This window comes from Rhizobium favelukesii, from assembly GCF_000577275.2.
Classification (GTDB): domain Bacteria; phylum Pseudomonadota; class Alphaproteobacteria; order Rhizobiales; family Rhizobiaceae; genus Rhizobium; species Rhizobium favelukesii.
In genome coordinates this window covers 1,032,568-1,058,686 of sequence record NZ_HG916852.1, presented here as the reverse complement: position 1 = coordinate 1,058,686, position 26,119 = coordinate 1,032,568, and the positions used below count along the sequence as shown (strand labels likewise).

The 26,119-nt window shown below is 60.8% G+C and carries 30 protein-coding genes; 13 read left to right on the top strand and 17 right to left on the bottom strand.

Annotation, left to right across the window (positions count from 1 at the left end):
• Nucleotides 1-20: 20 nt before the first annotated feature.
• Both LPU83_RS43600 and LPU83_RS43595 read right to left on the bottom strand, forming a co-directional pair.
• Entirely contained in the window at nt 21-1,073 is a 1,053-nt protein-coding gene (locus LPU83_RS43600; protein WP_024315827.1) for a zinc-binding metallopeptidase family protein, read from the bottom strand.
• A gap of 146 nt (nt 1,074-1,219) precedes the next feature.
• On the bottom strand, nt 1,220-1,825 hold the full coding sequence (locus tag LPU83_RS43595) for a YqgE/AlgH family protein (RefSeq protein ID WP_024315828.1): 606 nt from the start codon (nt 1,823-1,825) through the stop codon (nt 1,220-1,222).
• Between the two features lie 140 nt (nt 1,826-1,965).
• On the opposite strand from LPU83_RS43595, the gene LPU83_RS43590 reads away from it, so the two are divergent.
• From LPU83_RS43590 to LPU83_RS43565, 7 genes are all read left to right on the top strand, one after another.
• Nucleotides 1,966-2,802: a protein-disulfide reductase DsbD domain-containing protein gene (locus tag LPU83_RS43590; protein WP_024315829.1), complete on the top strand. Its 837-nt coding sequence runs from the start codon at nt 1,966-1,968 to the stop codon at nt 2,800-2,802.
• 69 nt (nt 2,803-2,871) lie between these two features.
• A complete protein-coding gene (locus LPU83_RS43585; RefSeq protein WP_024315830.1) occupies nt 2,872-3,357 on the top strand; it encodes a peroxiredoxin in 486 nt (161 codons plus the stop codon).
• Nucleotides 3,358-3,443: 86 nt separating this feature from the next.
• Entirely contained in the window at nt 3,444-4,757 is a 1,314-nt protein-coding gene (locus tag LPU83_RS43580; protein ID WP_197901944.1) for an IS4 family transposase, read from the top strand.
• Between the two features lie 140 nt (nt 4,758-4,897).
• Nucleotides 4,898-5,032: a hypothetical protein gene (locus tag LPU83_RS75105; protein ID WP_258579358.1), complete on the top strand. Its 135-nt coding sequence runs from the start codon at nt 4,898-4,900 to the stop codon at nt 5,030-5,032.
• A complete protein-coding gene (locus LPU83_RS43575; RefSeq protein ID WP_024314220.1) occupies nt 5,029-5,769 on the top strand; it encodes a metal ABC transporter ATP-binding protein in 741 nt (246 codons plus the stop codon). The genes LPU83_RS75105 and LPU83_RS43575 overlap by 4 nt, the downstream gene beginning before the upstream one ends.
• Complete coding sequence (locus tag LPU83_RS43570; RefSeq protein WP_024314221.1) at nt 5,766-6,638, top strand: metal ABC transporter permease; 873 nt, start codon at nt 5,766-5,768, stop codon at nt 6,636-6,638. Before LPU83_RS43575 ends, LPU83_RS43570 begins: the two co-directional genes overlap by 4 nt.
• An 18-nt stretch (nt 6,639-6,656) precedes the next feature.
• Complete coding sequence (locus LPU83_RS43565; RefSeq protein ID WP_024314222.1) at nt 6,657-7,559, top strand: metal ABC transporter solute-binding protein, Zn/Mn family; 903 nt, start codon at nt 6,657-6,659, stop codon at nt 7,557-7,559.
• 37 nt (nt 7,560-7,596) lie between these two features.
• On the opposite strand, the gene LPU83_RS43560 is transcribed toward LPU83_RS43565, so the two are convergent.
• Nucleotides 7,597-7,905, bottom strand: coding sequence for a Dabb family protein (locus LPU83_RS43560; RefSeq protein WP_024314223.1), 309 nt, complete (start codon nt 7,903-7,905; stop codon nt 7,597-7,599).
• Between the two features lie 237 nt (nt 7,906-8,142).
• Between LPU83_RS43560 and fdhA the strand changes: the two genes are divergently transcribed.
• On the top strand, nt 8,143-9,333 hold the full coding sequence (fdhA, locus tag LPU83_RS43555) for a formaldehyde dehydrogenase, glutathione-independent (RefSeq protein WP_024314224.1): 1,191 nt from the start codon (nt 8,143-8,145) through the stop codon (nt 9,331-9,333).
• Nucleotides 9,334-9,492: 159 nt separating this feature from the next.
• Here the strand turns inward: fdhA and LPU83_RS43550 are convergent, their stop codons facing one another.
• The 6 genes from LPU83_RS43550 to LPU83_RS43525 form a co-directional block, all read right to left on the bottom strand.
• Entirely contained in the window at nt 9,493-10,296 is an 804-nt protein-coding gene (locus LPU83_RS43550; protein ID WP_024314225.1) for an endonuclease/exonuclease/phosphatase family protein, read from the bottom strand.
• 93 nt (nt 10,297-10,389) lie between these two features.
• The gene (gene rnhA, locus LPU83_RS43545; protein WP_024314226.1) at nt 10,390-10,830 is read right to left on the bottom strand and encodes a ribonuclease HI; all 441 of its coding nucleotides are present in this window, start codon (nt 10,828-10,830) and stop codon (nt 10,390-10,392) included.
• Nucleotides 10,827-11,792, bottom strand: coding sequence for a homoserine kinase (locus LPU83_RS43540; protein ID WP_024314227.1), 966 nt, complete (start codon nt 11,790-11,792; stop codon nt 10,827-10,829). The genes rnhA and LPU83_RS43540 overlap by 4 nt, the downstream gene beginning before the upstream one ends.
• Before the next feature lie 112 nt (nt 11,793-11,904).
• Nucleotides 11,905-12,906: a 4-hydroxy-3-methylbut-2-enyl diphosphate reductase gene (ispH, locus tag LPU83_RS43535; protein ID WP_024314228.1), complete on the bottom strand. Its 1,002-nt coding sequence runs from the start codon at nt 12,904-12,906 to the stop codon at nt 11,905-11,907.
• A 62-nt stretch (nt 12,907-12,968) separates the two neighbouring features.
• Nucleotides 12,969-13,718 carry an SURF1 family protein gene (locus tag LPU83_RS43530; protein ID WP_024314229.1) on the bottom strand — a complete coding sequence of 250 codons (750 nt, stop codon included), beginning with the start codon at nt 13,716-13,718 and terminating at the stop codon, nt 12,969-12,971.
• Entirely contained in the window at nt 13,711-14,094 is a 384-nt protein-coding gene (locus tag LPU83_RS43525) for a DUF983 domain-containing protein (protein ID WP_024314230.1), read from the bottom strand. Before LPU83_RS43525 ends, LPU83_RS43530 begins: the two co-directional genes overlap by 8 nt.
• A gap of 131 nt (nt 14,095-14,225) precedes the next feature.
• Between LPU83_RS43525 and LPU83_RS43520 the strand changes: the two genes are divergently transcribed.
• Nucleotides 14,226-14,867, top strand: coding sequence for a chloramphenicol phosphotransferase CPT family protein (locus LPU83_RS43520; RefSeq protein WP_024314231.1), 642 nt, complete (start codon nt 14,226-14,228; stop codon nt 14,865-14,867).
• A gap of 56 nt (nt 14,868-14,923) precedes the next feature.
• Here the strand turns inward: LPU83_RS43520 and LPU83_RS43515 are convergent, their stop codons facing one another.
• The 6 genes from LPU83_RS43515 to coxB all read right to left on the bottom strand — a co-directional run bounded on the left by LPU83_RS43515 (nt 14,924) and on the right by coxB (nt 20,255).
• Nucleotides 14,924-15,802, bottom strand: a complete 879-nt coding sequence (locus LPU83_RS43515) for a cytochrome c oxidase subunit 3 (RefSeq protein WP_024314232.1) — start codon at nt 15,800-15,802, stop codon at nt 14,924-14,926.
• Nucleotides 15,803-15,860: 58 nt separating this feature from the next.
• On the bottom strand, nt 15,861-16,466 hold the full coding sequence (locus LPU83_RS43510; protein WP_024314233.1) for a cytochrome c oxidase assembly protein: 606 nt from the start codon (nt 16,464-16,466) through the stop codon (nt 15,861-15,863).
• Complete coding sequence (locus LPU83_RS72975) at nt 16,466-16,603, bottom strand: hypothetical protein (protein ID WP_024314234.1); 138 nt, start codon at nt 16,601-16,603, stop codon at nt 16,466-16,468. Before LPU83_RS72975 ends, LPU83_RS43510 begins: the two co-directional genes overlap by 1 nt.
• Nucleotides 16,603-17,559: a heme o synthase gene (locus tag LPU83_RS43505; RefSeq protein ID WP_024314235.1), complete on the bottom strand. Its 957-nt coding sequence runs from the start codon at nt 17,557-17,559 to the stop codon at nt 16,603-16,605. Before LPU83_RS43505 ends, LPU83_RS72975 begins: the two co-directional genes overlap by 1 nt.
• A gap of 80 nt (nt 17,560-17,639) precedes the next feature.
• Nucleotides 17,640-19,343, bottom strand: a complete 1,704-nt coding sequence (gene ctaD / locus LPU83_RS43500; RefSeq protein ID WP_024314236.1) for a cytochrome c oxidase subunit I — start codon at nt 19,341-19,343, stop codon at nt 17,640-17,642.
• 18 nt (nt 19,344-19,361) lie between these two features.
• Entirely contained in the window at nt 19,362-20,255 is an 894-nt protein-coding gene (coxB, locus tag LPU83_RS43495) for a cytochrome c oxidase subunit II (RefSeq protein ID WP_024314237.1), read from the bottom strand.
• Nucleotides 20,256-20,592: 337 nt separating this feature from the next.
• Here coxB and LPU83_RS43490 point away from each other — a divergent pair, with 337 nt between their 5' ends.
• From LPU83_RS43490 to LPU83_RS43480, 3 genes are all read left to right on the top strand, one after another.
• Nucleotides 20,593-21,180, top strand: a complete 588-nt coding sequence (locus tag LPU83_RS43490) for an invasion associated locus B family protein (protein ID WP_024314238.1) — start codon at nt 20,593-20,595, stop codon at nt 21,178-21,180.
• An 84-nt stretch (nt 21,181-21,264) separates the two neighbouring features.
• Nucleotides 21,265-22,680: a metalloprotease TldD gene (gene tldD / locus LPU83_RS43485; RefSeq protein WP_024314239.1), complete on the top strand. Its 1,416-nt coding sequence runs from the start codon at nt 21,265-21,267 to the stop codon at nt 22,678-22,680.
• Nucleotides 22,681-22,699: 19 nt separating this feature from the next.
• Nucleotides 22,700-23,203, top strand: a complete 504-nt coding sequence (locus LPU83_RS43480) for a GNAT family N-acetyltransferase (RefSeq protein WP_024314240.1) — start codon at nt 22,700-22,702, stop codon at nt 23,201-23,203.
• Here LPU83_RS43480 and LPU83_RS43475 read toward each other — a convergent pair.
• Both LPU83_RS43475 and LPU83_RS43470 read right to left on the bottom strand, forming a co-directional pair.
• Nucleotides 23,200-23,508, bottom strand: coding sequence for a nucleoside triphosphate pyrophosphohydrolase family protein (locus tag LPU83_RS43475; RefSeq protein WP_024314241.1), 309 nt, complete (start codon nt 23,506-23,508; stop codon nt 23,200-23,202). The two genes, LPU83_RS43480 and LPU83_RS43475, sit on opposite strands and share 4 nt — an antisense overlap.
• Before the next feature lie 58 nt (nt 23,509-23,566).
• A complete protein-coding gene (locus LPU83_RS43470) occupies nt 23,567-24,835 on the bottom strand; it encodes a D-alanyl-D-alanine carboxypeptidase family protein (protein WP_024314242.1) in 1,269 nt (422 codons plus the stop codon).
• A 225-nt stretch (nt 24,836-25,060) separates the two neighbouring features.
• Here LPU83_RS43470 and LPU83_RS43465 point away from each other — a divergent pair, with 225 nt between their 5' ends.
• Nucleotides 25,061-26,113, top strand: a complete 1,053-nt coding sequence (locus tag LPU83_RS43465) for a polysaccharide deacetylase family protein (protein WP_024314243.1) — start codon at nt 25,061-25,063, stop codon at nt 26,111-26,113.
• The last annotated feature ends 6 nt before the right edge of the window (nt 26,114-26,119 follow it).

Genomic DNA, 26,119 nt, shown 5'->3' with positions numbered 1-26,119 from the left:
GCGGCAGCTCTGCTGTCGCGTTACTGGACGAGTTGATGCACGTATTCAAGCTTGGCCACCACAGGCGGTGACAGGACGAACGGATAGGAATCCGGCTGCCCCATGCTGCGCTGGATGGCGTTGATCGCCACGCTCAGCGGGATCCAGGCGCTGACAAGCTGCTCGGCGCTGCGCGCCCGATACGGCTTGAAGTCCACCTCCGCCGCCATCTCCTCATGTCCTCGGGGATCGATCGCAATCCCAAATGCGCGCGCCGCCTCCAGAGTGTCGACAATATGGAGATAGTGGGCGAAACACTCGGCGAAATCCTCCCAGGGATGTGCTGCCGCATAGGCGCTGATGAAGTTTTCCTGCCACCCGAGCGGCGCGCCGTTTGCATAGTGGTTCTGCAGCGCGGTGGCGTAGTCCTGTCGCTCGTCGCCGAAGATTGTGCGGAAGTCGTCGAGGGCATTGCGGTCGCGAACCCGCTTGTTCCAGATAAAGTGTCCGGCTTCATGACGGAAGTGACCGAGCAGCGTACGATAGGGCTCGTTCATCGACGTGCGCGCCAGTTCGCGGGTGACGCCATCGGCTTCCGCCGCACGGATCGCAACCACGCCTTCTTCGTGGCCCGTCATCGCGGCAACGACGTTGCCGTCGCTCTGCACGGTGTCCTCGAGGAAATCGAACACCAGGCCGCCCTCTGGATCCTGCCGCCGATCCGGATGCGGAAGCTTCAGCCGCAGGAGGGAATAGAACAAGTGCCTCTGTGCCTGGCTGATGTTTCGCCAACGGTCCACACCGTCCTGTGTGTTGGTGTTCGGTACCAGTCGATTGTGGCGGCAGGCGACGCAGAAATCGCCGTCATCCCCCTCACCGATCAGCCAATTGCAGATATCGAGCCCCGCATTGGCGCAAAAGCGGACGGATCGATCCGGGCGGCCTGCTAGCTGCCACACATCACCGTCCAGCGGCTCCACCGCATGCATGGTAAGGTCATTCGGCAGGAAGCCGAGCCGATGATGACATCGGACGCATTGACGGTTGTCGAAATGCACGACCTGATCGCAGTTGTCGCAGGCAAACAGTCTCATCGCGCCCCTCGCCTATATCATCATCGAAAAAGCCCGCGAGGCGGAACGCAGCGGGCGTGTTCGACTGCCGTCAGGCGGCGCTCAAAGCTCAGGCTTGCTGCCCCGGCGCCAGGAGCAAATGCGCTCTTTGCAGATCGTTCCGCGGATTATGCGTGGCCTGCATCGGCCGAAAGCATGGCAGCATTGATGCCCATGGTGGCCAGCGCGCGCTCGTACTTGTCGTCGAGGCCGCGATCGAAGATCAGTTCCTCGTTCGCCGGGCATGTGAGCCAGCCATTGTTTCCGACTTCGGCCTCCAGCTGGCCGGCGCCCCAGCCGGCATAGCCGAGCAGCATGGTGGCCCGCTTCGGTCCCTTGCCCTTGGAGATCGCCCGGATGATGTCGAGCGTCGCCGTCATGCAGATATCGTCGCTGACCGGAATGCTGGAATCGCAGAGATAGTCGTCGGAGTGCAGCACGAACCCGCGGCCGCTCTCCACCGGCCCGCCGGTCTGGATTGGGCAGTCGCGCGCATGAGCGGGAAGTACGATCGCCTCCTCATCTTTGATCATATCGAGATGCAGGAGAACATCGGTAAAGGTCAGATTCTGGGGGCGGTTTATCACAAACCCCATCGCGCCGGCATCAGAATGGGCGCAGATGTAGATTACCGTGCGGGCGAAGTTGCGATCCTCCATGGCCGGCATGGCAATGAGGAACTGGCCATCGAAGAAGCCACGTTCGCGTCTGTTTTTCAGGGTTGCTAAGGACATTATTCCTCCTGCTGCCAGACCGCACGAGGCCCCGACACGATGAGCATGAGCCAATGTCACAGATCAATCAACTGAAAATGAAAACTTAAACGATGGTGAGTTCTAGCCGAGCATGGGGATTTTCAATAAACGGTTGATCCATGGAGACTATTTCACTCGCCGTTCGCCAACTCTGGCCCGCCTCGTGCCTGCTCGTGGCCATGCTGCACCTTTCCCAGCCGGCGCGGGCGCAGACGAGCGCTTGGGCCGACAATGAAGGCGGCCGGATGCGGCTGATCGCGCTTCCGCCCGACGACAGCGGGACGATACGCGCCGGACTGCAGATCGAGCCTAAGCCAGGCTGGATCACCTATTGGCACGAGCCCGGGAACAGCGGCATTCCGCCGCAGGTCACCTTGTTATCCGAGGGTGTTTCCCTTGACAGGATCAGCTACCCGATCCCGAAACATATCGTCGACGGAAAGGTCGACGAGGTCGCCTACGACGCGTCGGTGACGTTCCCGCTGCAGCTGACGGCGAAAAACCCCGCTGTCCGCGAGCTCAAGGCAAATGCCTTCATCGGCATCTGCAAGGAAATCTGTATCCCCTTTCAAGCCGAGTTGTCGCTGACCCTTGAGCCATCGGCGCAATCGCGCCCGGCCGAGGAGGCAATTCTCAGGGACGCCGATTCTACCTTGCCGGAAGCCGCCTCTTCCGAATTCAAAGTCGACCACCACGAGCTGTCGACCGACATGAAGGAACTCTCCCTCAACATTACCCTGCCGGAGAGCGGTGAGAGCGCACCTGAGGTGATTGTGGCGGGCCCGAGCGGGCACGTCTTCACCAGGCAGATGGCCACCCACCGCGACGGCAAAAGCTTCGCGACAACGCTTTCCATTGGCAAGCTTCCCAAGGGATACGATGTCCATGGAAAGACATGGAGCGCACTCATCATCGATGGCACGCGCGCCATCGAGGCACCGCTTGCCTTTGAGTGATCGCGTTCTATAGTCGCGCCCAAATCGCGGTATTTGCGCCGCCTGAATAGACATGACAAGGAGACGTCCATGACCATCGCAATCGGCGACAAGCTTCCTACGGCCACCTTCAAGGAAAAGACGGCGGATGGCCCGGTCGAGATCACCACGGAGCAACTCTTCAAGGGCAAGCGCGTCGTCCTCTTTGCGGTCCCTGGCGCGTTTACGCCCACCTGCTCGCTGAACCACCTGCCGGGTTATCTGGAGAACCGCGATACCATTCTTTCCAGAGGCGTCGATGACATCGCCGTCGTCGCCGTCAACGATTGGCACGTGATGGGGGCCTGGGCTCAGTCCTCCGGCGGCATGGGCAAGATCCACTTCCTTGCCGATTGGGATGCAGGGTTTACCAAAGCCCTCGGTCTCGACACCGATCTTTCGGCAGGCGGCCTTGGCGTCCGATCGAGGCGCTACTCCATGCTGGTCGAGGACGGCGTCGTGAAATCGCTGAACATCGAAGAGAGCCCCGGTCAGGCCACCGTTTCCGGCGCCGCGACCATGCTAGGGCAACTGTAAGCCTTCGCATCTCGATCATCAGAAAGCGGCCCCTGCGGCCTAATGCAGTTCACTTAGTGAGCTGCGGGCAAGTTTGATGGTTCAGGATGGGGATTCGTTTTCCCATCCTGTTTTTGTTTGTGATGTCACGCACCCTTGGACATTCGGCCGAATTATCGGCTCTTTCGCAGGCGATCGACCCGGACTGGATCGCTCAGGCTCTCGCCACGACAGGCAAGGCGAGCATCCGCAAGCGCAAGCTGCCAGCCGAGCAGGTCGTCTGGCTGGTGATTGCGTTGGCCCTTTATCGTCATCAGTCGATCCCGGAGGTGGTGGCCCATCTTGATCTGGTTTTGCCCGATGAGGTCAACGCGGATATTGCCAAGAGCGCGTTGACACAGGCACGGCAGCGCTTGGGTCAGGCACCGTTGGCGCAGTTGTTTGCAATGAGTGCATCATGCTGGGATGAACGCCACCAATCCGGGCGTGCCTGGCGGGGTCTTTGTCGTTATGCCGTGGACGGCAGCACGCTGCGGACGTCCGACAGCCCGGAGAACCGGGCGCATTTTGGAGCGCAGGCCTACGCGTCTGGCGTTGTCGCAAGCTATCCGCAATTGCGGCTGCTGACGCTGACGGCGCTGGCGACGCATCTGGTGCGTGATGCGGTGTTCGGAGCCTATGGCACAAACGAGATGCTCTATGCCAAAAGCCTGCTCGACCGGGTTCCGGACCATTCGCTGACGGTCTTCGACAAGGGCTTCTTCAGTGCCAGCCTTCTCTTGCAATTGCAGACGAAGGGACATGAGCGTCACTGGCTGATTCCGGCCAAAGCCAACAGCACATGGGAACGACTGGATCCGCACCCCACCGATTATCGGGTGCGCATGAAGGTCTCGCCCCAGGCGCGGCAGGCAGAACCGGACTTGCCGGCCTTCTGGGAGGTCAGGGCCATCGAGACGACCACCAGCCATGGCAAAAAGCGCATATTGTTGACATCGCTGATGGACAGACAAACTTATCCGGCAAGCGAAATCGTCCATCAGTATGAAGAGCGATGGCGCATCGAGACAAGTTATCGCGAACTCAAGCAGGAGCTTCTCGGTAGCGAACTGACCCTGCGAAGCGGCACGCCGGAGACTGTCTATCAGGAGGTCTGGGGCGCGTTGCTGGCCTACAATCTGGTGCGGCTCGAAATGGCAGAGGTCGCGACCGAAGCCCAAGTCGAGCCAACCCGACTAAGCTTTATCACAGCCCTGCATTACCTGCGTCACGAATGGGGATGGATGGCGATCGAAGCACCCGGCAAAATCCCCGCCCACCTCACCAGATTGAGAAACAGATTGGCAGACTTGCTGCTGACAGAAAAACGGGGGCGATCATGCCCCGTGTCGTCAAAAAACTGCCTGCCAGATACCCGATAAGAGCCGTAAGCAAACCTAAGTGAACTGCATTAGCCCCTGCGGCCGCTTTTTTGTTTTCACATCAAAGATGATTGACCATCGCCACTTTTTCGCCTTAGTCGTTATACCATAACTGTAATGTTATTACATTTTGGTGCGATATGCGTTTTTCAAAGATTCGAGATCATAGTCCGGCGGGGCTGATGGAGCTTTCCGCCGTGCGTCGTGTCTTCTACGTCGCGCTGATCAGCCTCCCGCTCTGGGCGGCGATCCACTGGGCGACGCTGCTGCCATGAGCACCGCGGCGATCGAACTTGTGGATCTGACCGTCGCCTACGAGCGGCATCCCGCCGTCCATCATGTCTCCGGAACGATTGCGGCTGGAAGCCTGATCGCGATCGCCGGCCCGAATGGAGCCGGCAAATCCAGCCTGCTGAAGGCCATCATAGGTGAACTTCGTCCCACCTCGGGGATCGTCAGGCACGAGTTGAAGCGCACCGATTTCGGCTACCTGCCACAGGCTGCCGATATCAACCGCCGGTTCCCGATTTCGGTGCTCGACACGGTCCTGTTGGGATCCTGGCGGCAAACTGGAGCCTTCGGATGCGTCGTACCGGCGGCGCGAAACAGGGCGCACAAGGCGCTTGGCGTGGTCGGACTGGAAGGCTTCGAGGGGCGCAGCATTGGGTCTCTCTCTGCCGGCCAGTTTCAGCGCGTCCTATTTGCGCGACTGCTCCTGCAGGATGCCGGCGTCATTCTTCTCGACGAGCCGTTCACGGCCATCGATGCTCGCACGACGCGGGATCTGCTGGACATCGTCGCACGCTGGCACGCCGAAGGGCGCACGGTACTCGCCGTCCTTCATGATTTCGAGCAGATCCGGGCGCATTTTCCGCAAACGCTCCTGCTTGCGCGCGAAACCATCGGCTGGGGCGCGACGGCAGACGTTATGTCTCCCCTCAACCTTGGCAAAGCGCGTGCCATGGCCGAGCGGTGGGACGAAAGCGCCGGCATGTGCGAGCCCGCAGCATGACGGCCTATGATCTCCTTTTCGCGCCCTTCGCCGACTACGGCTTCATGCGCCGCGCGCTTGTCGCCTGCCTGTGCCTGGGACTTGGCTCCGGTCCGATCGGGGTCTTCCTGATGTTGCGGCGCATGAGTCTCGTCGGCGACGCGATGAGCCATGCCGTGCTGCCTGGCGCCGCCATCGGCTATCTTGTTGCCGGCTCGCTCTCGCTGACGGCAATGGGGCTCGGCGGGCTCGTTGCCGGGCTTTCGGTTGCACTCCTGTCGGGCATGGTCAGCCGCGTGACCTCCTTGCAGGAGGATGCGAGCTTCGCCAGCTTCTACCTGTCCTCGCTGGCGCTCGGCGTCCTCATCGTTTCGTTGCGCGGTTCGAATATCGACCTGTTGCACGTCCTCTTCGGCACCATCCTCGCTATCGACAGTCCGGCCCTTTATGAGATCGGCGCCATCAGCACGGTGACACTGGCAGTGCTCGCGATCATCTACAGGCCGCTGGTCGCGGAATGCTTCGATCCCGGTTTCCTAAGGGCCATCGGCGGGCGCGGACCGACCTATCACTTTCTCTTCCTGCTGCTGGTCGTGCTTAATCTGGTCGCCAGTTTCCAAGCCTTGGGGACGCTGATGGCGGTCGGCCTGATGATGCTGCCGGCGGCGATCGCACAACTCTGGTCACGCAACCTCCCATCCATGATGGCGATTGCGGCTGCGAGCGCAACTGCCGCAGGCTATCTCGGGCTTGTTGCCTCCTACCATCTCGAACTCGCGTCCGGACCGACGATCATCATGACGGCGGCGCTGATCTACGGCCTTTCGATCTTCCTCGCCCCGTCGGGCCTCGCCCGGCGGTATTTCCCTCGCCCGCACCTGAACGGCTGACAACCCCGGAGACTTCGCATGATTTCCCGCAGACTGCTTCTCTCAGTGATGATCCCGGCGCTGGTGGCGCTTTCGACGACGTCGTCGGCTTCCGCCGCGCCGCTGAAGGTCGTCGCCTCCTTCACCGTGCTCGCCGACGTGGTCCACCAAGTCGGTGGCGACCACGTAACGGTCACGAGCCTTGTCGGCCCGAACGGCGATCCCCATGAGTTTGAACCATCGCCAAGCGACGCGAAGAACCTCAATGCGGCACAGATCGCTTTCGTCAGCGGCGATGGTCTGGAGGGCTGGATGGATCGCTTGATTAGCGCCTCAGGCTATAAGGGCAAGCCGGTCGTCGTCTCAGACGGGATAAAGTTCCGGACCATGGCCGAAAATGCGCAAACCGTGACCGATCCACATGTCTGGAACAGCCCCGTCAATGTCAAGGTCTGGGTCGCCAACATCGAGCAAGCGCTTGCGAAGGCAGCTCCGGCCGATGCCGCTGCGTTCAAAACCAATGCCGAGACCTACATGAAGAAGCTCGATGCGCTCGATGCCTACGCGCATTCGAAACTCGGAAAGATCGCGCTGGACCATCGCAAGGTCCTGACCAGCCACGACGCCTTCGGCTATTTCGGACGTGAATACGGCGTGCAGTTCCTCGCGCCGATCGGCGTATCGACGGAGAGCGAAGCCTCGGCCGCCGAGATCGCAAGACTGATCGAACAGATCAAGGCCGAGCACGTGAAGACGTATTTCTTCGAGAACTCCAACGACCCGCGCCTCGTCAGGCAGATTGCCAAGGCGACAGGCGCCGAGCCCGGTGGCGAGCTCTATGTCGAATCTCTTTCCGACGCCAAAGGACCTGCATCAACCTACGAAAAGATGTTCCGCTATAATGTCGACCAACTCGTGGCGGCCATGGCAAAGGCCAGTTGACGGCAAACACCGGATTGCGCAAAGACTCGGCCCGGCCTCAATAATTGAGATCGAAAACGATCAAGCCACCCAATCCGCCATCTGTCGAGGAGACGATGCGCTCGCCGACATCCACATGCTCCGGATGCACAAGGTAGGCATCGCGCGCCTCGGCACTTTCGAACGTCACGGCAAAACCGTCAACGTAACCGGCATGCAGACCTTCCGGCGAGACGTTCGGACCGTATTTGATATCGATGATGCCGGGGATCACCTGCTGCAACGCGACGATCGATTCAAATAAGGACTGCTTCTCTTCGGCCGTCATCGCGGCTTTCAGCCGCATCAGCACGCAGTGCAGGATCATATGGCATCCTCCCAAACAACATTGCCTGCAAACATAGAGAGAGAAGTGTCGACGGGGCAACAATAAAGCCTGCTCTCAACAGGAAACGAAGCCCTCCGCGGCCGACGACCATTTCCGTCCCTCAAACCGTCGTAATCGGAACGGTGCTGCGGTCATTCTTCTCTAGTCTGTCATCAACGGCTGTATGGGGTTGAGGAGCCACGCACGGTCGGCAGGTTTTCAACGGAGGAGATGGAAATGAGCAAGAACCGAGGCGTCGTCTATATGCGACCCGGCAAGGTCGAAATCCACGACATCGACGATCCGAAGCTTGAAGCGCCCGATGGCCGCAGAATCGAGCACGGTGTCATCCTGAAAGTGATTTCCACCAATATTTGCGGGTCGGACCAGCACATGGTCCGCGGCCGCACCACTGCCATGCCCGGCCTCGTCCTCGGCCACGAGATCACCGGTGAGATCATCGAAAAAGGCATCGACGTGGAGATGCTCGAGGTCGGCGATATCGTCTCGGTGCCGTTCAACGTCGCCTGCGGCCGCTGCCGTTGCTGCAAGTCGCAGGACACCGGCGTCTGCCTGACGGTCAACCCGTCGCGCGCCGGCGGTGCCTATGGTTATGTCGATATGGGCGGCTGGATCGGCGGGCAGGCCCGCTACGTCACCATTCCCTATGCCGATTTCAATCTGCTGAAATTCCCCGATCGCGACCGGGCAATGGAGAAGATCCGCGACCTGACCATGCTTTCGGACATCCTGCCCACCGGCTTCCACGGCGCGGTGCGGGCCGGCGTCGGCGTCGGATCCACCGTCTATGTTGCCGGTGCCGGCCCGGTCGGGCTCGCGGCAGCTGCTTCCGCCCGCATTCTTGGCGCCGCCGTCGTGATGATCGGCGACTTCAACAAGGATCGCCTTGCCCATGCAGCCAAGGTTGGCTTCGAACCGATCGATCTTTCGAAGAGCGATCGCCTGGGCGACATGATCGCGCAGGTGACCGGCAGCAACGAGGTGGATAGCGCCATTGACGCCGTCGGCTTCGAGGCGCGCGGCCATAGCGGCGGCGAACAGCCGGCGATCGTGTTGAACCAGATGATGGAAATCACCCGCGCGGCCGGCTCAATCGGCATTCCCGGCCTCTACGTGACCGAGGATCCGGGTGCTGTCGACAATGCCGCCAAGCACGGCAACCTGTCGCTGCGCTTCGGCCTAGGGTGGGCAAAGGCCCAGTCCTTCCATACGGGTCAAACGCCGGTGCTGAAGTACAATCGCCAGCTCATGCAGGCGATCCTGCACGACCGGCTGCCGATTGCCGATATCGTCAATGCCAAGGTCATTCCTCTCGAAGAGGCGGTGCAGGGCTACGAAAGCTTCGACCACGGCGCAGCGACGAAGTTCGTCCTCGACCCGCATGGCGAGGTCGCCAAGGCAGCGTAATCGACAAGCCTCCCAGGCTTTTGGCAGGGAGCGACGTATCGCCCCCTGCCCCTCATGGGCAAACAGCCCGCTCGCGCTGTGGCCGATGCCGAGGGCCACGAGCGCGATGGCACGGATATGCTCGGCGTCGCCCCGAACGGCTGCTGCGGCAAGGCTTGCCTATTCAATCTCCAGCAGAAGGGCACGATGGTCGGAGACCTCAGGCTGCTTGACGACCTCGAAGGACCTGACCTCCACATCGGCGCTCACCAGCATGTAGTCGGCGTAGCGGCCTTCCTTCATGTAGTGCGAGGTTCTCGTGTCCGTATGGCCGCGGAAGGTCACGAGGTCGCTGAGGCCGAGCGCGGCAAGTGCTTGGAACATCATGCTTTCGGGGAGAACGTTGAAGTCGCCACAGACGACCAGCGGCTCGCCTTCGCGCCATATGCGGCGGATGAGAGCGACCAACGCATCCGCCTGCCCGCGACGCGCCGGTGTGTCGCCCTTGCCGGCCAGATCGCGCAGGCCGTGCAGCTGGGCGACGGTGATCGCGCGGTTGGCGCGATAATCGAACAGGCGAAGGCAATGGGCGTTGCGCGCCCGAGGATGCGGCCCATAGCCGTCACTCGAGAAGTCGCCATGGACGAAATCCGTGGCTTGGCCGATGACCGGAAGAGACGCGCGCACGAAGGTCGCCAGACCGAATTCCGACATGACCGACGCATCGCCGTCGAAAAGCTCGCCTCTGGCGGTCGGCGCGAAGAACGCATCGTGCGTGGGAAGGATCGCCTTGATCTCGGCAAACAGATTGGCGCGCTGCGGCAGGATATGACTGCCGTCGCGGTAGACCAGCCAGTCACTGGCAACGGCAACGGAACGGGTAATTTCCTGTAGGCAGAGAACATCGGCGTTGATCTCGGCGAGATAGTGAAGCAACGGCGCATGCAGCTTTCCACCCCATGCATTCAGCGAGACAATCCGCACGGCATTCCTCCCGCTTCGCGCTAACGCGTTTCCCGACTTGATTCAGCCAAACGCCCCACGTCTTTGTTTCTACGAAATTTTGCGCAGAACGTTCTAGCGTTTCTTGAACGGCTCCATGCCCTTGCGGGCGAGTTCGTCGGCGCGCTCGTTTTCCGGATGGCCGGCGTGGCCCTTGACCCAGTGCAGCGTGACCTTGTGCCTGTTGCGGGCTTCCTCGAGCGCCTGCCAGAGCTCGGCGTTCTTCACCGGCTTCTTGTCGGCGGTCTTCCAGCCGTTCTTCTTCCAGCCGAAGATCCACTTGGAGATCCCGTCTTTGACGTAGACGCTGTCGGTATAAAGATCGACCTCGCAGGGTGCTTTCAAAGCTGACAAAGCTGAGATCGCCGCGAGCAGTTCCATGCGGTTGTTGGTCGTCTCGGCCTCGCCGCCGCAGAGCTCCTTTTCGACCTCGCCATAGCGCAGAACCGCGCCCCAGCCGCCAGGCCCGGGATTACCGGAGCAGGCGCCGTCCGTGAAGATATCGACGTGTTTCATGCCGCAAGCCCATATTCGGCGGCAGAGCCGATCTGCCGGTGGAAGCGCAGCTTGCGCAGATATTCGAGCGGATCCTTCTTGGTGACCAGCGCGCCCTCGGGCGTCGTCAGCCAGTCGTACAGGCGCGTCAGGAAGAAGCGCAGCGCTGAGCCGCGCGACAGCATCGGCAGCGCGGCGCGCTCGGCAGCGCTCAACGGTCGGACGCTCTGGTAGCCTTCCAGCATCGCCATTCCCTTGGTGATGTTGTAGGCGCCGTCCTTTTCGAAGCACCAGGCGTTCAGGATGATCGAGACGTCATAGGCAAGCAGGTCGTTGCAGGCGAAATAGAAGTCGATCAGACCGGATAGCGCGTCGCCGAGGAAGAAGACATTGTCGGGAAAGAGATCGGCGTGGATGACGCCATCCGGCAGGTTCTTCGGCCAGTTGGCGGCGAGGAAATCGAGTTCGCCGCGGATCTCGTTCTGCAGGCCCTTTTCCACCTCGTCGGCACGGGCCTCCGACTTCTCCCACAGCACCTTCCAACCATCGACCGACAGCGCATTCGGCCGCTTCAGCGTGAAGCCTTCACCGGCGACATGCATCTGCGCGAGCGCCTTTCCGACTTCGCGGCAATGCTTGGCCTCCGGCTTGCGCAGCCACATCCCTTCCAAAAACGAGATCAGCGCGGCCGGGCGATCGGAGAGCGTCCCGAGCAGCGCACCATCGTTCCGCGGCAGCGGCAGCGGGCAGGACAGTCCACGGGCGGCCAGATGCTGCATCAGCCCGAGGAAGAAGGGCAGATCGTTCTTTTCGACTCGCTTTTCATAAAGCGTGAGGATCAGCGGTTCCTTGGTGGTGTGCAGCAGGAAGTTCGAGTTCTCGACACCTTCCGCGATGCCCTTGTAGGACAGCAGCGTGCCGGTATCGTACTCCGTCAGGAACCACTTCAAATCGTCTTCGGAAATATCGGTGTAGACAGCCAATTTACGTCCCGCGAAAGTGTTTGATCAATGGAAGGCCCCCGCCCGGTCCGGGCGCTGGCGGCCGCTGCAATCATCCCCTCGACGATTGCTCCCGCTCAAGCGGGATCACGACTCACCCGTTTACGAAAGCCATGTCTGATGTCGTCAGCTCTATGTTGCGCAGCTCGCGGTTGACGAGGAAATGTTCGTTTTCCTGAACCGTCTCGGCGAGCTCGACCTTGGCATCGAAGCGGGCGCGGAAGGCCTCGATGATCTCGTTGACGATCACCTCGGGCGCCGATGCGCCGGCGGAAAGTCCGAGCGTCGAGATCGGGCCGATGTCCGCCCAATCGAGTTCCGAAGCGCGCTGCACGAGCAGCGACTTCTTGGCCCCTGCCCGCAACGCAACCTCGACCAGCCGCTTGGAATTGGACGAATTTGGCGCACCAACGATGATGAACAGATCGCAGCCGGGGGCAGCCTGCTTGACCACTTCCTGACGGTTGGTCGTGGCGTAGCAGATCGAGTCGGCGGCCGGCGCCGTCAGATTGGGGAAGCGTTGCTGCAGGCGCGCGATGACGCCGGCCGTGTCGTCCACCGACAGCGTCGTCTGCGTCACAAACCCCAGATTATCCGGGTCGGCGGGCTTGTAGGCGTCTGCGTCCTCGACGGTCTCGATCAGGGACACGGAGCCCTCCGGCAACTGGCCCATCGTGCCGATGACTTCAGGGTGACCGGCATGACCGATCAGTATCACATGGCGGCCGAGGCGGTTGTGGCGCATCGCCTGCTTGTGAACCTTCGACACCAGCGGACATGTGGCGTCGAGGTAGAAGAGATTACGGGCGCTCGCGTCTTCCGGAACGGATTTCGGCACGCCATGGGCGGAGAAGACGACCGGCTGGGCGCGGTGCTCTTCCGGGATCTCGGCGAGCTCTTCGACGAAGACGGCGCCTTTGGCTTCCAGGCCTTCGACCACATAACGATTGTGGACGATCTCGTGACGGACATAGACCGGCGCACCGTAGGATTTCAGCGCCAGCACGACGATCTGGATGGCACGGTCGACGCCCGCGCAAAAGCCGCGCGGTCCGCACAGCCTGATCGTCAAAGGAGGTTTCGCCGCAATATTCATGTCTGTTCCGGTTTGTAGGGATAGGGCTCTCTAGCCCAATATAGGCAAGAATTGAAGCGATACTATTGCGCCGGACCGCGCTTGCGGAAACGGGCCACCACGACGATCACAACAAGCGTTGCCGCCAGGCCGTACCAGGTGAAGGCATATTGCAGATGGTTGTTGGGCAGATCGACATCGGTGACGCCGCCGATCGGGAGACCCTTCGGATTGGGGGTATCGTCCGCATCGACGAAGAAGGGAACGACTTGCGCCTTGTCGAGCTCGACGCTGGACGCCATCACATCGAGGTCTTTCCAGTAGAAGATGTTCTTGGCGACATCGTTGTCGGGCACTACCCAGGATGGCTTGCCGGGCAGCTTCGCGCGGGCAAGACCGGTCACCGTCTGCTGATCGGTCAGCTGGCCCTGCATGCGCATTGCGGGTTCCTTATTCTCATAGGGAACGAACCCGCGATTGACGAAGAGATAGCGGCGATCGGCAAGCTGCAGCGGTGTGTAAACGTAAAAACCCGTCCGGCCGTGCCAGGTGGCGAAGAAGTGCCGCTCCTTGCTGTTTACGTATTCGCCGCTGACCGTGGCGTGACGATAGTCGATATCCTCGCCTGTTGCCGCCAAAGCTTCGATATCTGCAAGCGATGCCGGCGGCGCCTGGCGGCGCTCGGCGATATCGGCGAGCAGCTTCTCCTTCCAACGCAGCCGCTCGACCTGCCACGTCCCGAGCGAAACGAGGATGGCGAGCGCGACCAGCACGGCGATGCCGGTCAGGACCGACCGCTTTCGACTGGGCGCCGACACTTGACGTTCAGTCACGGGAAAGGCGCCCTTCCCTGGCGTTGTGGCGATACTGCATCGCGATCAGAATTCCCTTACACCAACGAAGAGCAAGCAGGGAGAGGACGATCGTCAGGGGAGCGAACAGCAGAATGTGCAGCCAGATCGGCGGCGCGTAGTTGACCTCCAGCCACAGCACCGAGCCGATAACGATGAAGCCGACAATGAGAATGACGAACACCGCGGGACCATCGCCGGCATCGGCAAAGGCGTAATCGAGGCCACAGGCAGAACAGCGCGGTTTCAGCGCCAGCAGGCCGTTGAACAGCTTTCCCTGGCCGCAGCGCGGGCAGCACCCCTTGATGCCTGTCTTCACCGGATCGACCGGTGGGAAATGCGCGCTGTCGTCGTTCATGCCATCCTTCCAATTGCCTATGGCCAACCGGAGCGTCCGCCTTAACTCACCCATAAAGTATTCGCAGAGGGAAAGGAAATACCTGCGCTCTTTCGCCTCAGCGATTCGCGCCAAACAGAAGAAGAAAACTGATGACATATGACAGCTCGTCCGGACAGATCATTATTCTGAACGGCGCCCCGCGCAGTGGAAAATCGTCGATCGCCAACGCAATCCAGGAGCACTTCGACGGCCCATGGATGAACCTTGGCGTCGACACCTACAACGAGATGACGCCGGAGCGCTATCTGCCGGGCATAGGCCTGCGCCCGGGAGGGGAACGGCCCGATCTTGAGGAGATGGTGCCGTTTTTCTATGTGGCGCTCTACGAGTCGATCGCCATTCATGCCGGACTAGGCCTCAATGTGGTTGCCGACCTCGGCCATCACGACAGCTACTCTCAGCCGCTCGGCATCCTCGCCGATTGCGCGCGCCGGCTTGAGGGATTGCCGGTTCTTTTCGTCGGCGTCAGATGTCCGATCGAGGTCATCTTGAAGAGAAGGGACATCCCTTCGCCGGGACGACACACGCTGTATGTGCGCGCAACCGAGGACGAAGCCGTGCCCAATCCCGTCCAGCTCTGGCAGGAGCAGGTCCATATCCCCGGTATCTACGATCTTGAGGTCGATACCTCGGTGCTGACACCCTTCGAATGCGCCGAAGCAATCCGGCAGCGCCTGGACCTCGGCATTCCCGAACCCTCGGCATTCGAGCGGATCGCCGCCATGCGGTGACCGGAAAAAAGGGCGGGTGCCGTGGCACCCGCCCTTTTCGATTCCATGCTGTCCGTTCAGCCTGCGGCCAGCGGCGCGCCCCAGCCGCCCCAGACGTAGATGCAGAAGAACAGGAAGAGCCAGACGACGTCGACGAAGTGCCAGTACCAGGCCGCTGCCTCGAAGCCGAAATGCTGCTTCGGCGTGAAGTCGCCGCGGATCGCGCGCAGCAGGCAGACCAGCAGGAAGATCGTACCAACCAGAACGTGGAAACCGTGGAAACCGGTCGCCATGAAGAAGGTCGCGCCGTAGATCGAATTCTTGAAGGCGAACGGAGCGTGTGCGTATTCGTAAGCCTGCACCGTGGAGAACAGGATACCGAGCAGAACGGTCAGCGTGAGGCCCTGAATCAGGCCCCTGCGATCGTTGTGCAGCAACGCGTGGTGCGCCCAGGTCACCGTCGTGCCAGAGAGCAGCAGGATGACCGTGTTGTAGATCGGCAGGTGCCACGGATCGAGGACCTCAATTCCCTTCGGCGGCCACTGGCCACCGGTGAAGGCAAGGCGCGAGGCCTGGATCGCTTCATTCGGGAAGAGGCTCGCGTCGAAGTACGCCCAGAACCAGGCGACGAAGAACATCACTTCCGAAGCGATGAACATAATCATGCCGTAGCGAAGGTGTAGCGAGACGACGCGCGTATGGGCGCCCTCATCAGCTTCCTTCACAGTGTCCGACCACCAGCCGAACATGACGTAGAGAATGATCGCAAGCCCGATGAAGAACAGCCACGGATGAGCCCATTCGACGCCGAAGAGGTGCAGCGAGCCGCCGTTGAGGTAGCGCATGAAGCCGACGCCACCGAACGTAATGATGAAAGCCCCTAGCGACGCAATTATTGGCCACGGGCTCGGGTCGATGATGTGGTAGTCGTGATGTTTCTGATGAGCATCAGCCATGTAAGCTATCCCCGGATCTCTTCCTCTCCGCTCCGGCATAGCCGGAAACGAACCTCAATCAAAGTTTCTTTTCAAGCTTTACCGTTCCACCCTCGTTCGAAGCGAGCGGCTTCGGACCCTCTTTGGGATAGAACGTATAGGACAAGGTAACGGTGTGGATATCCTTCGATTCCACAGCCTTGGTAATATCAGGATCGATATAGAACACGACCGGCATTTCGAGCTTTTCGCCCGGCTTCAGAATGGTTTCATTGAAGCAGAAGCACTGCACCTTGTTGAAATAGGCACCCGCCTCACCGGGCGTCACGTTAAATACCGCCTGACCGCGCTGCGGCTCGTTCGACTTGTTCACCGCGACGAAATTCACCTGAATGGTTTCGCCGATGCGCGGATTGACCTCGCGCTCGACCGGCTTGAACTCCCAGTCGAGACCCGGCGCAATGTTTGCGTCGAAGGTGACGCGAATCTTGCGATCGAGAACCACGCTGGAGGCCTGCTCGACGCGCTGCGTCGTCCCATTGTAGCCAGTGAGCTGACAAAACATCCTGTAAAGCGGCACCGCGGCATAGCTCGCAGCGCCCATGCCGACGACGAAGGAAAGGCACATGAGAACGATGGCGCCGTTGTTGCGCGGCTTCCTCGGTGCGCTCTGCATCTCGCTCATCACATATGCCCCGAGGTGAACTTCACGATCGTGATCGCGTAGAAGAGCACGACGAGGCCGGCCAGAACCAGACCAAGAGCGACGTTGCGGTTGCGGCGCGACTTGCGCTGCGCTTCCGTGAGCTTGACGACGTCCATCAGAAAATGCCTCCCGCATGTGAAACGAGCACGGCCGCGAGCCGGTCGAACATCAGGGCGGAGAAAATCGCGAAGAGATACAGGATCGAGAAGCCGAAGAGCTTCTTCGCCGGGATCATCTTCTCATCGCCGTCTGGCATCCGCCAGACGGCGATGGAACAGTAGATGAAGATCGCGCCGAGCGCCGCGGCGACCAGGCCATAGCCGAGGCTCGCAAAGCCGAGGGCTGTCGGCAGGACACCGCAGACCGCCGTCAGGACGGCGTAGGCGACGATCTGATGCTTGGTCGTGCGCTCGCCCGAGACATTCGGCAGCATCGGCACGCCGACCGCCTCATAGTCTTCCATCTTGAAAAGAGCCAGCGCCCAGAAATGCGCGGGTGTCCACAGGAAGATGATCATGAAAAGGACGAAGCTTTCGATCGTGACCGTACCGGTCACGCAGGCCCAGCCGATCATGGGAGGAAAGGCACCGGCAGCACCGCCGATGACGATGTTCTGCGGCGTCGAGCGCTTCAGCCACATCGTGTAGATCACGGCATAGAAGAAAATCGTGAAGGCGAGGATGAAGGCTGCGAGCCAATTGACGGCGAGGCCGAGGATCGTCACCGAAAAACAGGAAAGCACCAGACCGAATGCCAGCGCCTCGCGCGGCGCAATCCGGCCGGCCGGGATCGGGCGCTTGGCGGTGCGGGTCATGATCGCATCGATATCGGCGTCGTACCACATGTTCAGTGCGCCCGAAGCGCCCGCGCCGATGGCGATGCAAAGGATGGCAATAAGGCCGAGAACCGGATTGATGTGGCCCGGCGCCATAACGAGACCGGCAAATGCCGTGAAGACCACGAGCGACATGACGCGCGGCTTCAGGAGCTCAAAATAATCGCGCGCACTCGCCTCCGACAGGCGGAACTCGCCGTCGTGTGCCAGAGCTTTGCGATTGCCGATTACTGTCATTCTCTTGTCCTGCAAACTTGTAAGCCGACCGCCGCACTGTAGCACGCGGCGGTCGCAATTTCTTGCATCATCCTTGCATCTTACTTGATGCGCGGGAGCTGTTCCCACTGATGATACGGCGGCGGCGAAGACAGCTGCCATTCGAGCGTCGTTGCGCCCTCACCCCACGGATTGTCACCGGCAACGCGCTTCTTGGCGAAGGCTTCGAAGACGCCGACCAGGAAGATCAGCACACCGACGGCCGAGATGTAGGAGCCGATCGAGGAAACGTAGTTCCAGCCGGCAAATGCATCCGGATAGTCGATGTAGCGGCGCGGCATGCCCGCGAGGCCCAGGAAGTGCTGCGGGAAGAACACCAGGTTGACGCCGATGAACATGACCCAGAAGTGCAGCGTGCCAAGGAACTCGTTGTACATGTAGCCGGTCATCTTCGGGAACCAGTAGTACCAGGCAGCGAAGATGGCGAAGACGGCGCCAAGCGACAGAACGTAGTGGAAGTGGGCCACGACGTAGTAGGTGTCATGCAGCGAGCGGTCGAGACCGGCATTGGCGAGCTGTACACCCGTCACCCCACCGACCGTGAACAGGAAGATGAAGCCGATCGCCCAGACCATCGGCGTGCGGAAGCTGATGGAGCCACCCCACATCGTTGCGATCCAGGAGAAGATCTTCACGCCCGTCGGAACGGCGATGACCATCGTTGCAAACACGAAGTAACGCTGTGCATCGAGCGACAGGCCGACCGTGTACATGTGGTGCGCCCAGACAACGAAGCCGACGGCACCGATCGCGACCATGGCGTAGGCCATGCCGAGATAGCCGAAGATCGGCTTCTTCGAGAAGGTCGAGATGATGTGGCTGACGATGCCGAAGCCCGGCAGGATTAGAATGTACACTTCCGGGTGACCGAAGAACCAGAACAGGTGCTGGTAGAGGATCGGGTCACCGCCGCCTTCCGGTACGAAGAAGGAGGTACCGAAGTTGCGGTCCGTCAGCATCATGGTGATGGCGCCGGCCAGAACCGGAAGCGACAGCAACAGCAGGAAGGCGGTGATCAGCACCGACCAGGCGAAGAGCGGCATCTTGTGCAGCGTCATGCCCGGAGCGCGCATGTTCAGGATCGTGGTGATGAAGTTGATCGCACCGAGGATCGAGGACGCACCGGCAATGTGGAGCGCAAAGATCGCAAGGTCGACTGCAGGACCGGGCGTACCCGAGCTCGACAGCGGCGGGTACATCGTCCAGCCGCCGCCCGCACCGTAAGCGCCGGCAGGTCCTTCGACGAACATCGACAGGATGAGCAGAAGGAAGGCCGGAACGATCAGCCAGAAGGAGATGTTGTTCAGACGCGGAAACGCCATGTCAGGCGCGCCGATCATGATCGGCACCATCCAGTTGGCGAAGCCGCCGATCATCGCCGGCATGACCATGAAGAAGATCATGATCAGCGCGTGAGCGGTGGTGAACATGTTGAACATCTGCTTGGCGCCGTCGATGGCCGCGTCGCCTTCGTAACCGTAAACCATCGATGCCAGACCGTGGAAGATCTGGATGCCCGGCTCCTGCAGCTCCATGCGCATGGCAACGGAGAGCGCGCCGCCGATGATGCCGGCGATGATCGCGAAGATCAGGTAAAGCGTGCCGATGTCCTTGTGGTTCGTCGAAAAGAACCAACGATTGATGAAGCTCGGCTTGTGCGAGTGATCGTGATGGTCGTCATGGGCGTGCGCGCCATGAGAGTGATCATGCAAGTGATGATCGTCGTGTGCGGAAGGTCCAGCCATATCCCGTTCCCTCTTCCCTTACTGTGCGACGTTTTCGGCAACGTCGACGGTCTTTGCGGGACCATCGGTTGCGGCCATGAGTGTTTTATACGCCCCAGGCAGATCGGTAGCGGCAGCGGCGAGCCACTGCTTGTACTTGTCCTCGGAGACAACGCGAATGGCGATCGGCATGAACGCATGGTCCTTGCCGCAGAGCTCGGAACACTGGCCATAGAAGAGACCTTCGCGCTCGGCCTTGAACCAGGTTTCGTTTAGACGACCCGGAACGGCGTCGATCTTGACGCCGAAGGACGGCATGGCGAATGCGTGAATGACGTCGGTCGGGGCGGCGGTCACAAGAACGCGGACCGTCTTGTTGATCGGCAGAACAAGCTCGTTATCGACAGTCAGCAGGCGCGGATAGATCGCCTTGTCTTCCTTGCCGGCAGCGGCACGGTCCTGATCCTTGAGCAAGAAGGAATCGAAGGCGAGCGGGCTGTCGTCGGTGCCTTCATACTCGTAATTCCATTGCCACTGGGTTGCGGTCGCCTTGATCGTCACATCCGGATTTTCCGGAAGCGTGAGCTGGGCGGTCAGCAAATTGAAGGAAGGAACGGCAAGAAACAGAAGAACGAGAACCGGCCCCACGGTCCAGGCGACTTCGATCAGCGTATTGTGGCTCGTCTTGGACGGCACCGGATTGGCACCGGCACGAAACTTGAAACAGACAACGATCAAAAGAACCAGTACGAAGAGCGTGATCGGAACGATAAACCACAAGGTATACTGCTCGAACCAATGAATGTCCCGCATGATAGGCGTGGCTGCCGGCTGTAAGGTCGCCTGCCACGGCTTCGGCTGGTCGGCATAACTGCCGGAAGCAAAAAGCAGACAGACCAGCGCGGTCAGAGCTGCATAAGCCTTCTTAATCACGTTAATATCTCCCTCGAGCGCTGATCTGCGTAAAATGCACGCAGAATCCTTGCCATCTTCTGCGCTTCAAACCACAGTTTGCCATTCGCCGCAACAGGCCAAAGCATTTGTCTGTGCGGCATTTTCGCTTTCAAACAGGCTGACCCAAGCATAACGAAACATTCCACCTTTTCGTTATCATTCGCGAAATATAGCTTGCGACTCGCGCCGCCGCGCCAACATTCTCTGGGAAACGTCCCATTTCCGCCGTAGTCCCCGGCTTTTCAGCGGGTGGGGCTTTTCATTTTTGATGGCGCGCCCCAACTTAGCGGCACTGATTCGAATTGCAGAGGTTTTCATGGGTTTCCGTTCCCTCGCACGGCCGTTCGTGCTGACAGCGTGCATCGCGGCCGCAGCGACTGCTCCCGCTTTCGCCCAGCAGCAACCCGCGCCGGCACAACCTGCGCCAACGCCTCCGGCAGCGCGGGCAACGCCCGGCCAGACGCAGCCGCAGGCACCCGGCACCGTAAAGTCGAACCACGGCGCATGGTCGGTCGTGTGCGACAAGCCGGCGGGCGCCGCGACCGAGCAGTGCGCGTTGATGCAGAACGTCATTGCCGAAGACCGGCCGGAGGTCGGCCTCTCGGTCGTCGTGCTGAAGACCGCCGACCGCAAGTCGAAGATTCTGCGCGTTCTGGCCCCGCTCGGCGTGTTGCTGCCGAACGGCCTCGGCCTCAATGTCGACGGCAAGGACATCGGCCGCGCCTATTTCGTCCGCTGCTTTGCCGATGGCTGCTATGCCGAAGTCGTGCTCGAGGACGAACTGCTGAAGACCTTCCGCAGCGGCGCCAGCGCCACCTTCATCGTTTTCCAGACGCCTGAGGAAGGCATCGGCATCCCCGTCGATCTCAAGGGTTTTGCCGAAGGCTACGACGCCCTCCCCTGATCGTCTCGATTTCGGGGCTTGCTGCAACGGTAAACCGGACCTACATCGGCTGAAAGCATTCCTGCTTCAGCGGAGCATAAAGACATGAATACGGATCTCCTCACGCTTTTCGATGCCGACGAAGCGAAGATGCGCTCGCTCGTTGCCGAGGCGCTTTCGGGCGCGGACGACGGGGAGCTCTACATCGAACACGCCCAGGCGGAATCGCTGATGTTCGACAACGGGCGCCTGAAGGGCGGCAGCTTCAACACCGAGCAGGGCTTTGGCCTGCGTGCGGTTGCCGGCGAAGCGGTCGGCTATGCGCATGCGGGCGACCTCTCCGTTGCGGCCTTGAAGCGTGCAGCCGATGCAGTTGGCGCCGTCACCCGTGGCTATGCCGGCAGCTATGCAGCGGCTCCCCAGCGAACCAACAAGAAGCTCTACTCGGACGAGAACCCGATCGGTACGCCGACCTTCGAGGCGAAGGTCAAGGTGCTGCAGGATATCGACGCTTATTTACGCGGCAAGGACGACAAGGTGCGCCAGGTGACCGCATCGGTCGCCGCCAGCTGGCAGGTCGTCGACATTCTGCGCGCCGATGGTCACCGCGTTCGCGATATCCGGCCGATGACGCGCATCAATATCTCGGTCATCGTCGGTGAAGGCGAGCGCCAGGAGAGCGGCTCCTATGGCAGCGGCGGGCGTGTCGGCTTTGGCGATTTCATCGCCGAGGACAGCTGGCAGTACGGCGCCGACGAAGCGTTACGCCAGGCACTGGTGAACCTGGAGGCAATCGACGCGCCGGCCGCCACCATGGATGTCGTGCTCGGCTCCGGCTGGCCGGGGGTCATGCTGCACGAAGCCGTCGGCCACGGGCTCGAAGGCGATTTCAACCGAAAGAAGACCTCCGCCTTTGCCGGCCTGCTCGGCCAGATGGTCGCGGCACCCGGCGTGACCGTCGTCGACGACGGCACGATCGACAACCGCCGCGGCTCGATCACCATCGACGACGAAGGGACGCCTTCGGCCTACAATGTGCTGATCGAAAATGGCAAGCTTGTCGGCTACATGCAGGACCGACAGAATGCCCGTCTGATGGGCATGAAGCCAACTGGCAACGGCCGCCGTCAGGGCTATTCGCACGTTCCCATGCCTCGCATGACCAACACCTACATGCTCGGCGGCGACAAGACGCCGGAGGAAATTATCTCTTCCGTAAGGAAGGGCATCTATGCCGTCTCCTTCGGCGGCGGCCAGGTGGATATCACCTCCGGCAAGTTCGTGTTCGGCTGCACCGAGGCCTACCTGATCGAGAACGGCAAGATCGGCGCGCCGATCAAGGGCGCGATGCTGATCGGCAACGGCCCGGAGGCGATGAAGCGTGTTTCGATGGTCGGCAACGACATGAAACTCGACACCGGCATCGGCAATTGCGGCAAGGCCGGGCAATGGGTTCCCGTCGGCGTCGGCCAACCGCACCTGCGGATGGACCAGGTGACCGTGGGCGGCACGAAGGCCTAGTCGGGAACGAGGAGCGGTGGTGAGCGAAATCGAGATCAGACCGTTCGTTGCCGCCGATCTCGATGATGTTTTCTCGGTGATCCTGCCGATCCAGCGCGAGGAATTCGGCATCGCGATCACGGCCGACGACCAGCCGGATCTCGCGGTTATTTCTGATTTCTATCAGTCCGGAAAGGGTCAGTTCTGGGTCGCCGTCCGTAACGGCCAGGTTGTCGGCACGCTTGGGCTGAAGGACATCGGCAACAACCAGACGGCGTTGCGCAAGATGTTTGTCGCGGCTGATGTGCGCGGTCGCGAGCATAACGTCGCGGCACGACTTCTGGCGGAACTGGTGGGACACGCAGAAAATCAGGGGATCAAGGAGATCTTCCTTGGAACGACGGACAAATTCCTCGCCGCGCATCGGTTCTACGAAAAGAACGGATTCACGGAGGTTCCCAAGGGCGATCTTCCGCGATCATTTCCGCTGATGGCCGTGGATACCAAATTCTACCGGCGCAGGATCGGCACGGCCGAAAGCTAGCCCCGCTCTGGCTGGAACAGCCATTTGCGCTTGATCGCCGCTGCGAGATCCAGATCGTTTCTATGCGCAAAAAGCAGGATGTGGCCGAGCACATCGGCTGCTTCATCAGCGAGGTCGCGCGCCAGTTGCTCATCCGACCTGCCTTTCCGACGCCCTCTGCCGCTGACGCGGTTCCAGGCTTGGGTGAGCTCGCCGATTTCCTCCTGAAGCTTCAGGAGAAACCAGTCGGCGTCGCGCGCTATGCCATTGGCATCGGCATAGGTGCGCGAAGCGCGCTCGAATTTTTCGGCGAGATCATTCAGCATGGCGTTCTCCTTTTGTTTACAAAGGAGGACCTTGATTCTGCTGGAAAGTCCAGAAGGTTCAGCCGTGGTCAGGCAGCAGCATGCAGTCGTAGGAGCGCTGTCTCAGGGCATCGCAGGCTGCCGTGGCAGCTTCGCGGCTCTGGAATCCGACGAAGCGAGCGCGATAGATCTTGTTGGCACCATTGCCGACAGCCTCGGTAAAGGGCGACGCGGTTTTCAGGGCCGGACCACCCTCGGCCTTGGCCTGGGCAAGGAGAGCGCGAGCAGCATCATCGCTCGGTGCCGCCGAGATCTGAATCTGCCAGTCGCCGGAAGCAGACGGCGCGCCGGCGGACTTGCCGGCATTGGCTACTTCGGCAAGAGCGGACGGGCGCTCCATCGGAACCGTCGCATCGCTCAGATAGCCGAGCGCCTTTGGCGAGAGTTCATTTGTGCGCGGCGTGGTTTCGGGGACCGGCATGTCGCTGTCATCGGCGGCCGAGGCGACTTCCACCTGCTGGCGCGCATTGACGCTTGCAACCAGTTTGCCGCTGGTTGACGCACGGCCGAGATACTTGTCGAGCAGACCCGCCATCTTGGCGTCGCGGCTGCGGGCCGTGCGGCCGCCAAGCACGACACCGACGACGCGGCGGTTGCCGTCTTTTACGGCGCTGACGAGGTTGAAGCCGGACGCGTTGGTGTAACCGGTCTTGATGCCATCCATGCCCTGATAGCGGTACATCAGGTTGTTGTGGCCTCGGATCGTGCGCCCACGGAAAGTGAAGCTGGCTGTCGAGAACAGGCGATACTCGCTTGGGAAATTCCGCATGAGCGCCACGGCAAGCGTGGACATGTCGCGCGCCGTGGTGACCTGGCGTCCATCCGGGAGGCCGGACGCATTATAGAAGGCCGTACGGGTCATGCCGAGCTGCCGTGCCTTCTGCGTCATCATGCGAGCAAAATTGCTTTCCGAACCACCGAGCTTTTCGGCCATGGCAGCAGCGGCATCGTTGGCCGACTTGGTGATCATGCCGAGGATCGCGTCGCGAACCGTAACGGAATCACCAGCGCGAACGCCGAGCTTCGTCGGTGGACGCGAGGCGGCGTATTTCGACATGACGAGCGGTGTGTTCCAGCTGAGCTTGCCGCGGTTGATCGCCTCGAAAGCCATGTAGATGGTCATCATCTTCGTCAGCGAAGCGGGGTGGTTCAGGACGTCGGCATTTTCGGCGCTGAGCACCTTGCCGGTTCGGGCATCCAGAATGAGGGAGGCACTGCCTGCCATCGCCGTCAACGGCGCCATAGCGACGAGCGTCGCGGTCATAATCGCGGCCAACAGCTTCTTCATGCAATTCCCCTCGATGAACGAATAGCCGGCGCCATTCGGATTTGTCCCGTTCCGCTACAGAAGCCGCCAATGTGGCGCGACTTTGCGGCAACTGGTACCATTTTTGTCAAGTTTTATCCTTCATAGTGAAAATCCCGTAAAGAGGACACTCGAAAATCTTCATTCAGCAAGACTTAACCGCGGATTTGCTAGTTTCGCCGCTCCAGAAACCAGTGGGCAGATGAGATGACGGCGAGTGTCAAAACGCTTGCGAAGCGGATTGCGATTGCAGGCAGCCTTGAGACTGCCAATCTCCTGCGTGCAGCCGGCGTGATGCGCGGTGCCCGCGGACTTGGCGCCATCTTCACGCTCCACCATGTCCGCCCACACGAAGAGACCGCCTTCGCGCCGAATGCGCATCTGGAGATCACGCCGGAATTCCTCGATCTAGTCCTCGTTCGCCTGAAAAGGGACGGCTATCGCTTCGTGGCGCTTGACGAGATTCCCGCGCTGCTTTCGCAATCCGGCTCCAGCCAACCCTTCGCCGCTTTCACGCTCGACGACGGCTACCGCAACAATCTTGTCTACGCCCTGCCGATCTTCGAGAAACACAAGGTGCCCTTCACCGTCTTCGTCGCTAGGGGTCTTTCCGAGCGCACGCATACGATCTGGTGGGAGACGCTGGCGGCGGTTTTGCGCAAGGAAGAGAAGCTCGGCTTCGATTTCGGCCACGGCCATGAGATGCTGGACGTCGCGGTTCCACTCGCCAAGGAACGCGCCTTCGCGCGTTTCGCCAACCATCTTCATCGACATGACGAGACCGCCGCCGTCACAGCCATCGACGCGATGGCGCGAACGCACGAGATCGATCCGGACGAAATCGTTGATGATCTCGTCATGACACCGGCGGAACTCAATTTGCTTGAAGCTAGCCCGCTGGTCTCGCTCGGCGCTCATACAATCAGCCATAGGGCGATCTCGCGCCTCTCAGACCGGGAGGTTCGCGACGAGATGGAGGCTTCCCGCGACTACGTCGCAGCGATCACCGGCGCCCGACCCGGCTCCTTCGCCTACCCCTACGGTACTCGCGAGGCGGTAACGCAGAGGCAAGCCGCGATCGCACGCGAGGTCGGCTTTGACATTGCCGTGACGACGCAGCCCGGCGTCGTCACCCAGCGCTCGATCGGCAGCATCACCTATCTGCCAAGGCTCTCGATCAACGGCCTTTACCAGAAGGTGCGGTACGTTTCCGGGCTGGCCTCGGGCATCCCGTTCCAGTTCGAATCAAACAGGGCATGAGCACTC

What these genes read in the sequence shown, in the direction of transcription:
- rnhA (WP_024314226.1), bottom strand. Translation starts at nt 10,830, where the DNA reads ATGAAACACGTCGATATCTTCACGGACGGCGCCTGCTCCGGTAATCCC.
- fdhA (WP_024314224.1), top strand. Translation starts at nt 8,143, where the DNA reads ATGAGCAAGAACCGAGGCGTCGTCTATATGCGACCCGGCAAGGTCGAA.
- LPU83_RS43510 (WP_024314233.1), bottom strand. Translation starts at nt 16,466, where the DNA reads ATGAGCGAGATGCAGAGCGCACCGAGGAAGCCGCGCAACAACGGCGCC.
- LPU83_RS43600 (WP_024315827.1), bottom strand. Translation starts at nt 1,073, where the DNA reads ATGAGACTGTTTGCCTGCGACAACTGCGATCAGGTCGTGCATTTCGAC.
- LPU83_RS43475 (WP_024314241.1), bottom strand. Translation starts at nt 23,508, where the DNA reads ATGCTGAATGATCTCGCCGAAAAATTCGAGCGCGCTTCGCGCACCTAT.
- LPU83_RS43525 (WP_024314230.1), bottom strand. Translation starts at nt 14,094, where the DNA reads ATGAACGACGACAGCGCGCATTTCCCACCGGTCGATCCGGTGAAGACA.
- tldD (WP_024314239.1), top strand. Translation starts at nt 21,265, where the DNA reads ATGAATACGGATCTCCTCACGCTTTTCGATGCCGACGAAGCGAAGATG.
- LPU83_RS72975 (WP_024314234.1), bottom strand. Translation starts at nt 16,603, where the DNA reads ATGGACGTCGTCAAGCTCACGGAAGCGCAGCGCAAGTCGCGCCGCAAC.
- LPU83_RS75105 (WP_258579358.1), top strand. Translation starts at nt 4,898, where the DNA reads ATGCGTTTTTCAAAGATTCGAGATCATAGTCCGGCGGGGCTGATGGAG.
- LPU83_RS43585 (WP_024315830.1), top strand. Translation starts at nt 2,872, where the DNA reads ATGACCATCGCAATCGGCGACAAGCTTCCTACGGCCACCTTCAAGGAA.
- LPU83_RS43465 (WP_024314243.1), top strand. Translation starts at nt 25,061, where the DNA reads ATGACGGCGAGTGTCAAAACGCTTGCGAAGCGGATTGCGATTGCAGGC.
- ctaD (WP_024314236.1), bottom strand. Translation starts at nt 19,343, where the DNA reads ATGGCTGGACCTTCCGCACACGACGATCATCACTTGCATGATCACTCT.
- LPU83_RS43570 (WP_024314221.1), top strand. Translation starts at nt 5,766, where the DNA reads ATGACGGCCTATGATCTCCTTTTCGCGCCCTTCGCCGACTACGGCTTC.
- ispH (WP_024314228.1), bottom strand. Translation starts at nt 12,906, where the DNA reads ATGAATATTGCGGCGAAACCTCCTTTGACGATCAGGCTGTGCGGACCG.
- LPU83_RS43520 (WP_024314231.1), top strand. Translation starts at nt 14,226, where the DNA reads ATGACATATGACAGCTCGTCCGGACAGATCATTATTCTGAACGGCGCC.
- LPU83_RS43580 (WP_197901944.1), top strand. Translation starts at nt 3,444, where the DNA reads ATGGGGATTCGTTTTCCCATCCTGTTTTTGTTTGTGATGTCACGCACC.
- LPU83_RS43590 (WP_024315829.1), top strand. Translation starts at nt 1,966, where the DNA reads ATGGAGACTATTTCACTCGCCGTTCGCCAACTCTGGCCCGCCTCGTGC.
- LPU83_RS43515 (WP_024314232.1), bottom strand. Translation starts at nt 15,802, where the DNA reads ATGGCTGATGCTCATCAGAAACATCACGACTACCACATCATCGACCCG.
- LPU83_RS43560 (WP_024314223.1), bottom strand. Translation starts at nt 7,905, where the DNA reads ATGATCCTGCACTGCGTGCTGATGCGGCTGAAAGCCGCGATGACGGCC.
- LPU83_RS43565 (WP_024314222.1), top strand. Translation starts at nt 6,657, where the DNA reads ATGATTTCCCGCAGACTGCTTCTCTCAGTGATGATCCCGGCGCTGGTG.
- LPU83_RS43470 (WP_024314242.1), bottom strand. Translation starts at nt 24,835, where the DNA reads ATGAAGAAGCTGTTGGCCGCGATTATGACCGCGACGCTCGTCGCTATG.
- LPU83_RS43490 (WP_024314238.1), top strand. Translation starts at nt 20,593, where the DNA reads ATGGGTTTCCGTTCCCTCGCACGGCCGTTCGTGCTGACAGCGTGCATC.
- LPU83_RS43575 (WP_024314220.1), top strand. Translation starts at nt 5,029, where the DNA reads ATGAGCACCGCGGCGATCGAACTTGTGGATCTGACCGTCGCCTACGAG.
- LPU83_RS43595 (WP_024315828.1), bottom strand. Translation starts at nt 1,825, where the DNA reads ATGTCCTTAGCAACCCTGAAAAACAGACGCGAACGTGGCTTCTTCGAT.
- LPU83_RS43505 (WP_024314235.1), bottom strand. Translation starts at nt 17,559, where the DNA reads ATGACAGTAATCGGCAATCGCAAAGCTCTGGCACACGACGGCGAGTTC.